Origin of the sequence: Flavobacterium amylolyticum (assembly GCF_048284335.1) — a bacterium.
In the GTDB taxonomy this organism is placed as follows: Bacteria; Bacteroidota; Bacteroidia; order Flavobacteriales; family Flavobacteriaceae; genus Flavobacterium.
On record NZ_JBLVPG010000001.1, the window covers coordinates 577,018 to 592,593 of the forward strand.

Below are 15,576 nucleotides of genomic sequence, written 5' to 3' on the forward strand. Positions count from 1 at the left end.
TTTTGAATATTAAATACTCGAAATATTAAAAAACACAAAAGAATCAAACTATGATAATCAAACAAAAAAAGCCTCTGCTTTCGCAGAGGCTTTTGTATATGTTAGTGGTGTAAAACTTCTTCACCCTCTTTCATCGGTACATTTTGAGGTACAAAATCCACATCATGTGCTGGATTACTGTAATCATAAGGCCAACGGTGTACATGAGGAATCTCACCTGGCCAGTTACCATGTATGTGTTCAACTGGTGCTGTCCATTCTAAAGTGTTAGATTTCCAAGGATTCATGACCGATTTTTTACCGTAAAAAATACTACTGAAAAAATTATACAAGAAAACCAATTGAAATACTCCACCAATTAATGCAAATGTAGTAATCAAAACATTCACGTTTTGTAAATCATCAAATAATGGGAAGTTTGTATTAGTATAATAACGTCTTGGCAAACCTGCTAAACCAATGAAATGCATTGGAAAGAAAACTCCATATGCACAAATTGCTGTTACCCAAAAGTGAACATATCCAAGATTTTTATTAAGCATTCTTCCAAACATTCTTGGGAACCAGTGGTAAATACCAGCAAACATACCGTAAAGAGCAGAAATACCCATTACTAAGTGAAAGTGAGCTACTACAAAGTAAGTATCGTGTACATTAATATCTAAGGTGCTGTCTCCAAGAATAATTCCAGTTAAACCACCTGTAATAAAAGTAGAAACTAAACCAATTGAAAACAACATAGCTGGATTCAATTGTAAATTTCCTTTCCAAAGTGTTGTAATATAATTAAACGCTTTTACGGCTGATGGGATAGCAATCAATAATGTCGTAAAGGTAAATACAGATCCTAAGAATGGGTTCATCCCCGAGATGAACATATGGTGCCCCCAAACTATAGTCGATAAAAATGCAATTGCAATAATTGACATGATCATCGCTCTGTAACCAAAAATTGGTTTACGAGAGTTTGTAGCAATCACTTCTGATGTAATCCCTAAAGCCGGTAATAATACAATATAAACTTCAGGATGACCTAAAAACCAAAATAAATGCTCAAACAATACTGGTGAACCACCTTGATAATGCAAAACTTCACCTGCAATATAAATATCAGACAAAAAGAATGAAGTACCAAAACTCCTATCAAAAATCAACAATAAAGCGGCAGACAAAAGAACAGGAAAGGATACAATACCAATAATTGCTGTAACAAAGAAAGCCCAAATTGTCAATGGTAATCTTGTCATAGACATGCCTTTTGTTCTTAAATTAATAACTGTAACTACATAATTTAGAGATCCCATTAAAGAAGATGCAATAAATATAGCCATAGAAACTAACCATAATGTCATTCCCATACCTGATCCAGGAATTGCTTGTGGTAAAGCACTTAAGGGAGGATAAATAGTCCACCCAGATGACGCAGGACCTGCTTCAACGAAAAGGGAACCAATCATGATTATACTTGACAAAAAGAACAACCAATATGATATCATATTCATAAAACCGGATGCCATATCCCTAGCACCAATTTGAAGTGGTATTAATAAGTTACTAAACGTACCACTCAAAGCGGCAGTTAACACGAAAAATACCATAATGGTTCCGTGAATGGTAACTAATGCAAGATAAATATCATTTGCCATCACTCCATTAGGAGCAAATTTATCACCTAATAAAATATTAAATATTCGGAATGATTCTTCTGGCCATGCTAATTGCATTCTAAATAGCATAGACATCCCAACTCCTATAATTCCCATAAAAATACCTGTAATAAGATACTGTTTGGCAATCATTTTGTGATCAATACTAAAGATATATTTAGTAATAAAAGTGTCTTTATGGTGATGTTCGTGTTCGTGATCCATTGCGTGATCGTGACCTTCTGCTGACATATATGTATACTTTAAATTTTCTTAATAATTATTTCATCGCCATTACAGCAACTCCTGCAGTATCTTTTACTTTTGTTGAGTCTGTAGGTGTTGCACCATCTGTTGCAGCTGGCGCAGCCATAGCAGCTTTTACTTCATTTACAATAGTAGACTTATCCTTTAACCAGGCCTTGTAATCCTCAGGTGTATCAACAATGATTTTCATTTGCATGTTATAATGTGATGCACCACAAATTTTATTACAAAGCAACAAATAATCAAAAGTATACGGATCTAAAGCAGTTTCTCCTTTGGCAACAAGATCAATACTTTTCTTAGCTCTAAGAGCATTGATATTAGCTACTTTTTCAACCATAAAAGGCAACTCTCTATATTCTGCAGTGGTATAAATAGGCTCAAAAGCAAATTGAGTAACCATCCCGGGAACACAATTCATTTGTGCTCTAAAATGTGGCATGTAAGCCGAATGTAAAACATCCTGAGAACGCATTTTAAAAAGAATTTTTTTTCCTTTAGGTATGTGCAATTCAGTCACAACAATATCATCTTGCGCATAAGGATCTGATAAATCAACACCAACTGCGTTAGCGCCTTCAATATAGCGCACATTAGCTTTCCCTAAAACATTATCGTCACCTGAATATCTTGCTTTCCAGTTAAACTGTTGTGCATACAATTCGATAACTACAGTATCTTCATCTTCATCAACAAACATAATGTTTGTCCAAGCATAAAGACCATACAAAATTAATCCTGCCAAAACAACTGCAGGAATAACACTCCAAATAGCCTCTAGCTTATTATTATCAGCAAAATAAAGTGCTTTTTGATCTTTTTTTCCTCTGTATTTGAAAGCAAAATAATGCAATAAAACTTGCGTGATAGCCTGAACTATAAAAATCAAAACCCAAGTAATATTCATCAAATTATCAACTTCAGCACCATGAGCCGAAGCTGGGGTATGAAGAACAAGAGGACCCCATTTAAACAATCCGTAAATTGAAAAAATATAAATAAAAGCTAAAAAACCAAACATTAAATAACCTTGAACGTTATTGTCATTATCTGTAGCTATTTCTGTACTATCTGAATTAGATCCAACTTGCGTCAGATCAAATATTTTAGTCAATTGCCATAAAGCAACAGCTAATAAAACTAAAACTATGATTACCAACAAACTTGTCATCTGTTTTTTCTTTAAATATTAATAATGAAAATGTTTACTTTCTTCTATGAAAGGATTTCTTTTTGCTAACAAAGGAACTTTTGTCAATGCTGTAAATACAACATAAATAAATAATCCAAGAAAGAAAAGAACAGAAGCTATTTCTGATATCCCAATAAACCATCTGTCACCAACGGTTCCAGGCATAATCATATTAAAAAAGTCAATATAATGTCCTGCTAGTATTACAACTCCAGCCATAACTAGTACCCAAGTAATTCTTTTGAAATCCGTATTAATCAATATTAATAGTGGAAATACAAAATTCATAACTACTGCACCAAAAAATGGAAGATTATACAATTCTATTCTGGTAATAAAGTAAGTTACTTCTTCGGGAATATTAGCATACCAGATCAACATGTATTGTGAGAACCATAAATAGGTCCAAAAAACACTAAACCCGAACATAAACTTAGCTAAATCATGAATATGACTAGTATTTACATACTCTAAAACCCCTTTTGACTTCAAATACAAAGTAACTAAAGCAATCGTAGTTATAGCACTTACAAAGAAGCTTGCAAAAACATACCATCCAAATAAAGTACTAAACCAGTGCGGATCGATAGACATGATCCAGTCCCATGACATAATAGATTCAGACACTATAAAAAACACAAGAAACATTGCCGAAAGCTTAAAGTTCTTTTTGTAATTTAAATTATCATTTGCTTCATCTTGAGCCAAACAATTTTTTCTAGAGTAATAACGGTATAGATTCCATCCAATTAAAAATATAGCAGCTCTAATTATCCAAAAAGGAAAATTTAAGTACCCTGCTTTGTTGGCTATCAATTTATCTGCAGCAACTACTTCAGGATCTAACCATATAAAAAGGTGATTCAAATGAAATCCACACAATAATAATACAATAAAAAAGATAATTGATCCAACCGGTAAATAAGCCGTTATTCCTTGCATTACTCTAAATAAAACTGGAGACCATCCTGCCTGTGCAACTTGCTGAATAGCATAAAAAACTAAAACACCAAGAGAAACTAACATGAAGAAAATACAAGCAACATACAAAGCAGACCAAGGCTTATTTTGTAATTGATGTAGCACATGTGTTAAATGTTCGGTATGTTCTGCCTCTTCACTAACAACATGACCTTCTTTTTGAATATCAGCTTCAGCATGTGCTGGTTCAACTACAACCGCCGTTGCAATTTTAGTGGTATCATCTGTAGGAGTAACTGCAGTAGCTACCTCCACTTTTGCATCTTCACTAGCTTCATTGTGATTACTCGTCGCCTCATGCGAACCCACAGAAGGCTCGGATGCTTCGTGTTTAGCTTCACCATGGGCACCATGACTTTCGGCAGCAAGAAGCTTTTCAACATCTTGAATATCTTTAGGTGCAGTTAAAAAACCATATCCAATTCCTAATATACCCACGGCCATTAAGATGAAAGAAAGAGTTTTTAATTTACTTGAAAATGTATACATATCTATTACGATCAGTTTGTTCAACAATTATAATTCGCTTTTTAGTTTCAGAACATAGTCAGTTACTAACCAACGTTCTTGGGCACTCAACTGGTTTGCATGTGAACCCATTGAATTCAAACCATAAGTTATAACATAAAAAATACTGCCTTCAGTAATAACTCTATCTTTATAACTAGGAACACCTAGAAATTTTTCTCTTTCTACTAACTTCCCTTTACCGTTTCCAGAAGCACCATGACAACTGATACAATAAATTTCAAAAAGCTCCTTACCTTTCTCTGGATTTCTATTTAAAGAATCCAAAGGAGATTTAAGATTAGCTTTCGCCGCCTCATATCCTGCAGTAGAATTTTCATATTCAAAAGGCTCAAAGCCTCTATTAACTGACCCCTCAGCAGGAAGTTGACCTTCTTTGCCGTTTTTAAATGCATTCGACTCAGCATAGGTTTCATACCCTACTGACTCATACATATTTGGAAAATACTGATAGTTTGGTGCCGCATTATTATGGCATGATGAAACTAAAATAGTGATACCAAATAAAAGTGTTATTTTATATACGCTTTTCATATCTATAATTAATGCTTATCGATTACTTTAACTTCTACAGCTCCCGTGCTTTGGAAAAAAGAAATTAATTCTTCTTCATTGTCATTTACAGCAACTTCCATTAAAAAGTGGTCATCTGTAGTTCTTACATCAGGATTTTCTGCTTCTTTAAATGGCCATAACTTACTTCTCATATAAAAAGTAATAACCATCAAATGCGCAGCAAAAAATACCGTAAGTTCAAACATGATAGGAACAAACGCTGGCATGTTTTCAATATAACTAAAACTTGGTTTTCCACCAATATCTTGCGGCCAATCCTGAATCATTATATAATTCATCATCGCTGTGGCTACCGAAATACCTACACAACCATAAAGGAAAGCACAAATTGCTAATCTTGTAGGTGCAATTCCCATAGCTTTATCCAATCCGTGTACTGGGAATGGAGTAAAAACTTCTTCAATATGATGATGAGCTGCTCTGGTTTTTTTAACCGCATCCATCAAAATATCATCGTCATTATAAATGGCGTATATTACTTTATTACTCATGATGTGAATCTTTATTTGCTTCTCTTTCTCGTTTGTAATTATCTCCTGTTCCTTTTAATATTGTTTTTACCTCTGCTTGTGCTATAACAGGGAATGTTCTTGAATACAATAAGAATAGTACAAAGAAGAAACCTATTGTTCCAATGAAAATTCCAATATCAACAAATGTAGGGGAAAACATTGTCCAAGATGACGGTAAATAATCTCTATGTAAAGAAGTAACAATAATTACAAATCTCTCAAACCACATTCCAATATTTACAACAATCGAAATTATAAACGAGAACATGATACTTGTTCTTAATTTTTTAAACCACATGAACTGTGGAGAAAAAACATTACAGGTCATCATCGACCAATATGCCCACCAATAAGGTCCAGTAGCCCTGTTAAGGAATGCATATTGTTCATATTCGACACCTGAATACCAGGCAACAAATAATTCAGTTATGTAAGCCACACCTACGATAGAACCTGTAATCATAATAACAATATTCATCAACTCAATGTGTTGAACTGTTATGTAAGCTTCCAGATTAGATACTTTTCTCATAATAATCAACAACGTATTAACCATTGCAAAACCTGAGAAAACCGCACCAGCAACAAAGTATGGAGGAAAAATTGTAGTATGCCATCCAGGAATAACAGAGGTTGCAAAGTCCATTGATACAATCGTATGTACCGAAAGTACCAGTGGTGTAGCTAATCCTGCAAGAACCAAAGATACTTCTTCAAAACGCTGCCAGTCTTTTGCTCTACCGCTCCATCCAAAACTCAATATAGAATATACTCGTTTGTTGAAAGGAGTAATTGCTCTGTCTCTCAACATCGCAAAATCAGGAAGCAAACCAGTCCACCAGAAAACCAATGAAACAGAAAGATACGTTGATATTGCAAATACATCCCAAAGCAATGGCGAGTTAAAGTTTACCCAAAGAGAACCAAATTGATTCGGAATTGGTAAAACCCAATACGCTAACCATGGACGACCCATGTGAATGATTGGAAATAAACCTGCTTGAATAACAGAGAAAATTGTCATAGCTTCAGCAGAACGGTTAATAGCCATTCTCCAACGCTGACGAAAAAGTAACAATACAGCAGAAATAAGAGTTCCTGCATGACCAATACCTACCCACCAAACAAAGTTGGTAATATCCCAAGCCCATCCAACAGTTTTATTTAAACCCCATGTTCCAATACCTGTAGATACAGTGTAAATGATACAACCCAATCCCCAAAGGAAGGCTATTAATGCAATTGAAAATACAATCCACCAATGTTTATTTGCTTTACCTTCAACAGGGGCAGCTACATCTACAGTTACATCGTGATAAGATTTATCACCTATAACTAAGGGTTTTCTAATGGTTGCTTCGTAGTGAGACGACATAATCCTTTATATTGATTCTTAATTAATTATTTTTGTACTAGGTATTTCTAACTTTAACGTGGTATATCACATTTGGTTTTGTTCCAACATGCTCCAATAAATGATACATTCTTTCGTCAGCAGCTAATTTAGTCACTTCCGCTTCTTTATCATTTACATCTCCAAAAATCATTGCTCCTGTAGAACAAGCATTAGAACATGCAGTTTGGAATTCACCATCAACGATCGCTCTTCCTTCTCTTTTCGCTTTTAAAATTGTAGCTTGTGTCATTTGAATACACATAGAACATTTTTCCATAACACCACGAGAACGAACATTCACGTCTGGATTCAACACCATACGCCCTAAATCATCGTTCATGTTGTAATCGAATTCACTGTTTTTGTTATACAAGAACCAGTTAAAACGACGTACTTTATACGGACAGTTGTTAGCACAGTAACGCGTACCCACACATCTGTTATAAGCCATGTGATTTTGACCTTGACGAGAATGTGAAGTTGCAGCAACTGGACAAACCGTTTCACAAGGTGCATGATTACAATGCTGACACATTACCGGTTGAAAAGAAACCTGTGGGTTGTCACCCGCTTTTTCCATTTCGTTGAATGTAGATAATGAACTTGATAAACCTGCGATATTTTCTTTTCTTTCGTTATCACCTTCAAAAGTACTTTCAGAAGAATAATACCTATCAATACGCAACCAGTGCATATCACGGCTTCTTCTCACTTCAGATTTCCCTACAACAGGAACGTTGTTTTCTGCATGACATGCAATTACACAAGCACCACAACCCGTACAAGCATTCAAATCGATAGAAAGATTAAAATGATGTCCTACTGAACGATCAAAAGAACTCCATAAATCTACTTTTGTTGCCTCCACTTCTTTATGATCCAATGAAACCATTGGTTGTTCATTCCAAATGTGAGCCTCTTTTGTATTGAAAATTTCTAAAGAAGTTTCTTTAATAATATCTCCTCTACCCATCAACGTTTTCTGACCTTGAACACAAGCAAACTCATGTTCCCCTCCAGCTTTTACCAATGTTACAGATTGCACATTATTGAAACCTTTATATAAAGAGTAAGCATTTAAACCTACCATCATTTCTTCTTTCAAAGCCGCTTTACGACCATAACCCAATGCTAAACCTACAGTTCCAACCGCTTGACCAGGTTGAACGATTACTGGAACATTTTCTAATTTAACGCCATCAGCAGTTGTAATAGTAGCATAACTACCGTTTAAACCACCATTAGCAACAATTTCATTAGAAAGTTCATATTTCTTTGCATCAGCATTCGAAACTGTAACATAATTATCCCAAGATACTCTTGTAATTGGATCCGGAAACTCTTGCAACCAAGGGTTGTTAGCCTGCTGACCATCACCCATACCCGTTTTCGTATACAAAACTAGTTCTAATCCTTCAGTTACTTTTGCATTTGCCAAAGCATTTGCAGCAGCACTATAATCAGCACCACCTGAAGTGGCAGCTGGAATAACTCCAACATAAACACCATCATGCAGCACTTTATTCCATGAAGAACCTGCTATTATTGTTGCAGAAGTAGCTTTAACATAATCGTAGAATGTCCCTGAAAGCCCATTTAAAGACAATAAAACATCTTGAAATTGTTTGGTATCAAAAAGAGGACGAATTGTAGGCTGTGTTATACCATAAGTACCTTTTGTAATACTTACATCATTCCATGATTCTAAATAATGAGGAACAGCAGCTGCAATAGTACTTACTAAAGCAGTTTCATCTTCTTTTAAAGAAAATGCCACTGATGTTTTTACTTTTTTAAGTCCTTCAACAAAAGAAGCACTATCCGCTAGAGTATAAACTGGATTAACACCACTCATCATCAAAGTATGAACGCTTCCAGCTTTCATATCATTAATTAATTGAGCAACTTTTGCATTGGAACCTTTTCTAATTTGTCTAACTCCTAAAGTACTGAAAGCTTCACTTGCCAACACTTGGTTGATAGCCAAAACTAACAACTGAGCATTTTTATCTTGAATACCCGATACCAATACTCCTTTTGAACCAGCAGCTTTCAATTGTTGAGCTGCTTTTGTAACTTCAGCTTTAAATTTATCTTCTAAACGTACAGCAACAGAAGAACCCGTTACAATATTATATACATGAACTAATGCTTGTTTTTGATTAGCCGTAGACATTGGCACACGTTTATCAGCAGCAGCACCGGACAAAGTCATGTTTGCTTCTAATTGAAAATGGCGCGACATCATTCCTGCTTTTGGAATTCTTCCTTTAGCATAACCGGAATCAAATCCTCCACCTTGCCAGTCTCCAAGAAAATCAGCTCCAACAGAAACAATAAGAGATGCTTTAGAAAAATCGTAATCTACCAAAGCTCTTTCTCCATAAACTGCCTCAAAAGCATCTAATGCTTCAGATTCAGATACCGCATCATAAACAACGTGTTTAGCATTTGGATTTTTACCGATAAACTCAGCAATCAATTTTTCTGTAGACGGACTAGCCAATGTGTTTGTAAGAAGTACCACTTGTCCGCCTTTTGCGGCAGCATCAACAATACTTGATTTAATTTTAGAATCAACAGCCGACCATATTGAATTTTTACCTTCCATTTTTGGCTGCTTCAAACGCATGCTATCATATAAAGATAAAATAGACGCATGAATTCTCGCATTCGCACTAAACTTAGCCCCCTGAATAGTATTATTATCTATTTTAATAGGACGCCCTTCGCGGGTTTTTACCAATAAATTAGCAAAATCAAATCCATCAAAAACAGAAGTAGCGTAATAATCCGCAACTCCAGGAATGATTTGTTCTGGCTGAAGTACATAAGGTATTGACTTGTTCACAGGACCTTCGCAAGCAGCAAGCGTAGCTGCAGCTGTACTAAAACCTACGTACTTTAAAAAATCACGACGTGATGTTGACGAAGATGACAATGCGTCATTATTTCCTAAGAATTCATCCGTAGGAATCTCTTCAACAAATTCGTTATTTTTAAGCGCCTCAACAATAGAACTATTTTTGTCTAGTTCTTCAACACTTTTCCAGTATTTTTTGTTTGATGACATATATAAATATTAAAATCTTAATAATTTGATTAATAATGGCATTTACCACATTCTAAACCTCCCATTTGCGCAGCAGTCAATTTGTCTACTCCGTATTTCTTAGAAAGCTCATCATGAATTTTAGCATAGTATTCATTGCCTTCCATTTTAACTTCTGTTTTTCTATGGCAATCTATACACCAACCCATTGTTAATGGAGCGAATTGCTTTTGAATTTCATATTCCTGAACTGGTCCGTGACAGGTTTGACATTCAATACCCGCAACAGTTACGTGTTGCGAATGATTAAAGTATACAAAATCAGGTAAGTTATGTATGCGAACCCATTTCACAGGTTGCGTTTTACCAGTATAACTTTGCGTTGTTTTATCCCAACCAACTGCAGTATATAATTTCTGTATTTGCTCATCATAGAACGCCTTACTGTATTCTGGAGTAGCAGTAGTTTCAGCCACTTCAGCAATGTTTTTATGACAGTTCATACAAACATTCAAAGAAGGAATACCAGCATTTTTACTAACTCTCGCAGCAGAGTGACAATACTTACAGTTAATCTCATTATCTCCAGCATGGATTCTGTGCGAATAATGAATTGGCTGTATTGGCTCGTAATTTTGATCTACGCCAATTTGCATTAAAAACCCATAAACAAAATAGGCACTTGCTAAAAGCAAAAACACCGCAGTCACCAATACTAAAAATTGATTTCTCACAAACGACTTCCAAATAGGAGTGGTAGGAGTTTTTGGAGCTATTTCAATACCATTCGCTTTCGCAACTTTAGTTAAGACATTATTTACCAAAAACAACATTACAACCAGAATAACCATGACAAGTGCCAAAGCACCTAATATGATATTATTAGACATCCCGCTATCCGCAGGTGCAGTTCCAGGAACCGCAGTAGTTCCTGCAGCAGCTACAGGAGCCTCCGCTTTAGGCTCTGATGTATAAGCAATGATATTGTCTATATCGCCATCCGTAAGTTGCGGAAAAGCAGACATCACTGCCTTATTATTTTCCTCAAATACTTTAACCGCCTGAGCGTCTCCAGATTTAATTAATTCCGAACTGTTACGAACCCATTTATGAAGCCATGAAGCATCATATTTAGCAGCAATACCCCTAAGAGCAGGACCTGTTGCTTTCGCATCAAGTTTGTGACATGCCGCACAGTTTGCATTAAAAAGCTCCTTACCCTTTACTGGGTCCGCACTTTGTGTAGTAGCGGAAGCATCCGGAGCAGCATCTGTAGCTGCAGGAGTAGCTTCTTGAGCAAATGAAGTAAAGGAAAAAGATAGCATTAAAGCTATGCTAAAAAATAATTTCCTTGAGATCGAATTATGGTTACCCACCTTTTTCATATAGTATAATGATTATCTACTAAAAATTGGCACAGTTTTTTCTAATTGACTTATAAAAACTGATCCTTTATTTTAAAACTCCGACAAAAATACGACTTAAGAACTATTCTCAAAACCTTAAAATAGTCTTAATTTCAATTTATATCTATTCTAAATAACATTTGCTATTTGCTATCAATCATTAAATATTACTTTTGCATAAAAACAATCACATTATGAGAATTTTAGCCCTTCGTAAAGCATTTTATATCTCTATTACAATCTGTTTTTCCTTCTTCAAGGCGAGTGGACAAGATGGAAAAATTACAGTAAAACAAGACAAAAAATTTGAACAATTATTAACTGAAAAGAGAAAAACAAATCTTTCAAATGCTGTTAATGACGGATATAAAATTCAAATTTTCAGTGGAGAAAGCGAAAAAGCAAAAAATACACTGAATGAATTCAGACAAGAATTTAACAGCATTGATGGCACCATTATATTCAACACACCTAATTATAAAGTTTGGGTTGGAAATTTCAATACACGAATTGAAGCGGAACGAAACTTAATAGAAATTAAAAAAAGGTATCCTAATGTACATTTGATAAGACCAAGTAAATAAAGATGAATGAACAACAAATAAAAAAGCAACTCAAATAGAGTTGCTTTTTTATTTTTAAACATCATTGAAAAACCAGAAGTTTTAGAGGCATGTTTAAAATTCCTTATAGAAACTTAGCAAAACTAAGACTACACCATTTCATTAAAAATTAATTTTGCGTCTACATATCAATTTTTAATTAACCAATCAATAACCAATATTAAAAACACCCCATACCGTGATAACATATTGAATTACTCACTTTATATTCAAACAGCTACCATCAAAGACCTTTTACCCGCTAATACATACTATTTACACACCCAAAAGCTAAATTTCAATTTCAAAAATAGACAAATTAAGGCCGAGTTTATCTAGAAAATTCTCCAATTGTTCATATAGTTTACTACCAGCTAAAATAAAAAAATCCCGACGAATCGGGATTTTAATTATAACATTTTGAAATTCTATTTCAATTTCTTTTTTACTGCAACCTCATGGTACGATTCGATGACATCTCTTTCTTCGATGTCGTTGTAACCTTTTACTTGAATACCACAATCGTATCCTTTAGCAACTTCTCTTACATCGTCTTTGAAACGTTTCAGTGCTAAAAGCTCTCCTGTAAAGACAACCACTCCTTCTCTAATGATTCTCATTTTGGCATTCTTAACAATTTTACCATCCATAACCATACTTCCCGCAATAGAACCAACTTTAGAAATTTTAAATATCTCTCTGATCTCTGCAGTACCCAGAATTTCTTCTTTCATTTCCGGAGCTAACATGCCTTCCATTGCATCTTTCAAGTCATCAATTGCAGCATAGATAATAGAGTAATAACGAATATCAATTTCTTCTTTGTCCGCTAATTGTCTTGCATTTCCAGCAGGACGAACATTAAATCCGATAATAATCGCATCTGAAGCAGAAGCCAACATAACATCAGTTTCTGTAATTGCTCCAACACCTTTATGTATGATATTAATTTGAATTTCTTCCGTAGATAATTTAGAGAATGAATCTGATAACGCTTCAACAGAACCATCCACATCCCCTTTAAGGATAATGTTCAATTCTTTAAATTGACCCAATGCAATTCTACGTCCAATTTCATCCAATGTAATATGTCGTTGTGTACGTACGGATTGTTCACGCATCAATTGAGAACGTTTAGAAGCAATTTGTTTAGCCTCTTTTTCATCTTCAAAAATATTGAATTTATCACCCGCTGTTGCTGCTCCATCAAGACCTAGAACTGAAACTGGAGTCGAAGGACCCGCAACAGTTACTATATTTCCTCTTTCATCATGCATGGCTTTAATTTTACCATGATGCTTCCCAGCCAACATATAATCTCCAATTTTTAAAGTTCCATTTTGAACTAAAATAGTAGAAACATATCCTTTTCCTTTATCAAGGAACGCCTCGACAACAGTTCCAGAGGCCGCTTTATTTGGATTGGATTTCAAATCTAAAAGTTCTGCTTCTAACAATACTTTTTCTAATAATTCTTTAACACCTGTTCCTACTTTCGCAGAAATATCATGTGATTGAATTTTTCCACCCCAATCTTCAACAAGTAAATTCATACTTGCTAATCTTTCTTTTACTTTTTCAGGATTAGCATTTGGCTTATCAATTTTATTGATCGCAAATATAATAGGAACTCCAGCTGCTTGCGCATGGCTAATCGCTTCTTTGGTTTGCGGCATGATGTCATCATCAGCAGCAATCACAATAATAGCAATATCCGTAACTTGAGCACCACGCGCACGCATCGCCGTAAAGGCCTCGTGACCTGGTGTGTCTAAAAATGCAATTTTTTGCCCGTTATCCAATGTTACTCCATAGGCACCAATGTGCTGTGTTATTCCTCCAGACTCTCCTGCAATTACGTTTTCTTTACGAATGTAATCTAGTAACGATGTTTTACCGTGATCGACGTGACCCATTACCGTTACAATTGGCGCTCTGAAAACTAAATCTTCTTCTCTGTCTTCAACTACCTGAATTGCTTCTTCAATGTCTACAGTGATAAATTCAACTTCATAACCAAATTCATCAGCAACAATAGTCAAGGTTTCCGCGTCAAGACGTTGGTTCATGGTAACCATGATCCCAAGAGACATACAAGTTCCAATCACTTTTGTAATCGGCACATCCATCATGATCGCAATTTCACCTACCGTAACAAATTCAGTAACCTTAATAGTTTTACTTCCTTCATCAATAGCTCTTTGCTCTTCATCCGATTTCTGACGGTGTGTATCTCTTTTATCTCTTCTGTATTTAGCCGCTTTAGATTTCCCACCTTTACCTTGTAGTTTTTCTAAAGTCTCTCTAATTTGATTTTTAACTTCCTCTTCTGTAGGCTCCACTTTTGCAACAATCGCAGGTCTGTTTCCTTTTACAAAACCAGGTCTTGCACTTCTGTTTGCATTGAATCCTCCTCCACCTACATTAGGTGTAATTTTATTAGGATTTGGCGCACCAGGAACTCCCGGCACTGCAGGCGGCCTAGGAGCACCTGGCTTTGGAGCAATCCTTTTACGCTTGTTTTTATTTGCATTGGCTGCCGCCGATCCTGGAGCACCCGGTTTATTCGGAGTGATTTTCGGCTCTTCTTTTTTCTTTTTTGGTTTGTTGAATTGAGATAAATCTATTATCTGACCTGTCAAAGTAGTACCCGATAGCTTTTGATATTGCGTAGTGATGGTCTCATCAACAGGCGCTTCATCAGCTTTAACTGCTTCGGTTTTTGCGACCTCTTTTGGCTCTGCAACAACTTCTTTTACAATCTCTGGCTTGACTTCTTTAATCCCTACAACAGGTTTCGGTACATTTTTGTCTGAAACAGGTTTTTCAGTTAACGGCTTTTCCATTAATGGCTTCTCCGCTGAAACTTCTTTTGAAACAGCTTCTACTTCGGGTGCTTTAGCAACTGGAGCTTCCACTTTTTCTGCTACTTTTATTGGCGTAATAATTGAAGGTTTCTTAGGGCTAAGATCAATCTTACCTACCTGAACAGGACCTGCTATAACCGCTCGCGCTTTTATAACCTCTTGTTGCTTAAGTCGCTCTTCTTCGATTTTACGTTTGTCTTCGATTTCTTTCTCTCGTTCTAAACGCAAAGCCTCTTTCTCTTTTCTCTTCTCTTCACCAACTTCTTTAGAAGCTTCTTTATTCCCTTTGTCACCTGCAAATTGACCGCACAAGACATTGTATACATCATCAGAAATTTTTGTGTTTGGATTTGCTTCAATAGCAATCCCTTTATCTTTTAGATAATCCACAGCTCTTTCCAAAGAAATATTCAATTCCCTTAAAACTTTGTTTATTCTAATAATTCTCTCTTCAGACATAAAACCTTTTTATTATTACCTTTTTTGTTATTCCTCACTTTACTCCCAACTCGATACCTACCGAGCAAGAATTAATTGTAAAGTGGCATGTT

10 protein-coding genes are annotated in these 15,576 nt (G+C 35.4%); 1 reads left to right on the top strand and 9 read right to left on the bottom strand.

Translation table 11 applies throughout. From position 1 onward, the window contains the following. Nucleotides 1–101: 101 nt before the first annotated feature. Genes ACNQF9_RS02535 through ACNQF9_RS02570 form a run of 8 tightly spaced genes read right to left on the bottom strand, consistent with a single transcriptional unit; the run spans nt 102 to nt 11,535 of the window. Nucleotides 102–1,898, bottom strand: coding sequence for a cytochrome c oxidase subunit I (locus tag ACNQF9_RS02535; RefSeq protein ID WP_417958689.1), 1,797 nt, complete (start codon nt 1,896–1,898; stop codon nt 102–104). Between the two features lie 28 nt (nt 1,899–1,926). Further along, a complete protein-coding gene (locus ACNQF9_RS02540; RefSeq protein ID WP_417958690.1) occupies nt 1,927–3,084 on the bottom strand; it encodes a cytochrome c oxidase subunit II in 1,158 nt (385 codons plus the stop codon). An 18-nt stretch (nt 3,085–3,102) separates the two neighbouring features. Continuing rightward, nucleotides 3,103–4,575, bottom strand: a complete 1,473-nt coding sequence (locus ACNQF9_RS02545; protein WP_417958691.1) for a quinol:cytochrome C oxidoreductase — start codon at nt 4,573–4,575, stop codon at nt 3,103–3,105. A gap of 27 nt (nt 4,576–4,602) precedes the next feature. Then, nucleotides 4,603–5,148 (bottom strand): c-type cytochrome, encoded by a 546-nt coding sequence (locus ACNQF9_RS02550; RefSeq protein WP_417958692.1) that lies wholly within the window; start codon nt 5,146–5,148, stop codon nt 4,603–4,605. 8 nt (nt 5,149–5,156) lie between these two features. Continuing rightward, a complete protein-coding gene (locus ACNQF9_RS02555; protein WP_091165797.1) occupies nt 5,157–5,681 on the bottom strand; it encodes a DUF3341 domain-containing protein in 525 nt (174 codons plus the stop codon). Next, complete coding sequence (nrfD, locus tag ACNQF9_RS02560; protein WP_121364343.1) at nt 5,674–7,077, bottom strand: NrfD/PsrC family molybdoenzyme membrane anchor subunit; 1,404 nt, start codon at nt 7,075–7,077, stop codon at nt 5,674–5,676. Before nrfD ends, ACNQF9_RS02555 begins: the two co-directional genes overlap by 8 nt. A gap of 37 nt (nt 7,078–7,114) precedes the next feature. Further along, on the bottom strand, nt 7,115–10,171 hold the full coding sequence (locus ACNQF9_RS02565) for a TAT-variant-translocated molybdopterin oxidoreductase (RefSeq protein ID WP_417958693.1): 3,057 nt from the start codon (nt 10,169–10,171) through the stop codon (nt 7,115–7,117). A gap of 29 nt (nt 10,172–10,200) precedes the next feature. Then, entirely contained in the window at nt 10,201–11,535 is a 1,335-nt protein-coding gene (locus ACNQF9_RS02570; RefSeq protein ID WP_417989582.1) for a c-type cytochrome, read from the bottom strand. Between the two features lie 215 nt (nt 11,536–11,750). On the opposite strand from ACNQF9_RS02570, the gene ACNQF9_RS02575 reads away from it, so the two are divergent. Next, nucleotides 11,751–12,140, top strand: a complete 390-nt coding sequence (locus ACNQF9_RS02575) for an SPOR domain-containing protein (protein WP_417958695.1) — start codon at nt 11,751–11,753, stop codon at nt 12,138–12,140. Between the two features lie 446 nt (nt 12,141–12,586). On the opposite strand, the gene infB is transcribed toward ACNQF9_RS02575, so the two are convergent. Beyond that, nucleotides 12,587–15,484 (bottom strand): translation initiation factor IF-2, encoded by a 2,898-nt coding sequence (gene infB / locus ACNQF9_RS02580; protein WP_417989583.1) that lies wholly within the window; start codon nt 15,482–15,484, stop codon nt 12,587–12,589. Nucleotides 15,485–15,576: the final 92 nt, after the last annotated feature.

What these genes read in the sequence shown, in the direction of transcription:
- ACNQF9_RS02550 (WP_417958692.1), bottom strand. Translation starts at nt 5,148, where the DNA reads ATGAAAAGCGTATATAAAATAACACTTTTATTTGGTATCACTATTTTA.
- ACNQF9_RS02565 (WP_417958693.1), bottom strand. Translation starts at nt 10,171, where the DNA reads ATGTCATCAAACAAAAAATACTGGAAAAGTGTTGAAGAACTAGACAAA.
- ACNQF9_RS02555 (WP_091165797.1), bottom strand. Translation starts at nt 5,681, where the DNA reads ATGAGTAATAAAGTAATATACGCCATTTATAATGACGATGATATTTTG.
- nrfD (WP_121364343.1), bottom strand. Translation starts at nt 7,077, where the DNA reads ATGTCGTCTCACTACGAAGCAACCATTAGAAAACCCTTAGTTATAGGT.
- ACNQF9_RS02540 (WP_417958690.1), bottom strand. Translation starts at nt 3,084, where the DNA reads ATGACAAGTTTGTTGGTAATCATAGTTTTAGTTTTATTAGCTGTTGCT.
- ACNQF9_RS02545 (WP_417958691.1), bottom strand. Translation starts at nt 4,575, where the DNA reads ATGTATACATTTTCAAGTAAATTAAAAACTCTTTCTTTCATCTTAATG.
- infB (WP_417989583.1), bottom strand. Translation starts at nt 15,484, where the DNA reads ATGTCTGAAGAGAGAATTATTAGAATAAACAAAGTTTTAAGGGAATTG.
- ACNQF9_RS02570 (WP_417989582.1), bottom strand. Translation starts at nt 11,535, where the DNA reads ATGAAAAAGGTGGGTAACCATAATTCGATCTCAAGGAAATTATTTTTT.
- ACNQF9_RS02575 (WP_417958695.1), top strand. Translation starts at nt 11,751, where the DNA reads ATGAGAATTTTAGCCCTTCGTAAAGCATTTTATATCTCTATTACAATC.
- ACNQF9_RS02535 (WP_417958689.1), bottom strand. Translation starts at nt 1,898, where the DNA reads ATGTCAGCAGAAGGTCACGATCACGCAATGGATCACGAACACGAACAT.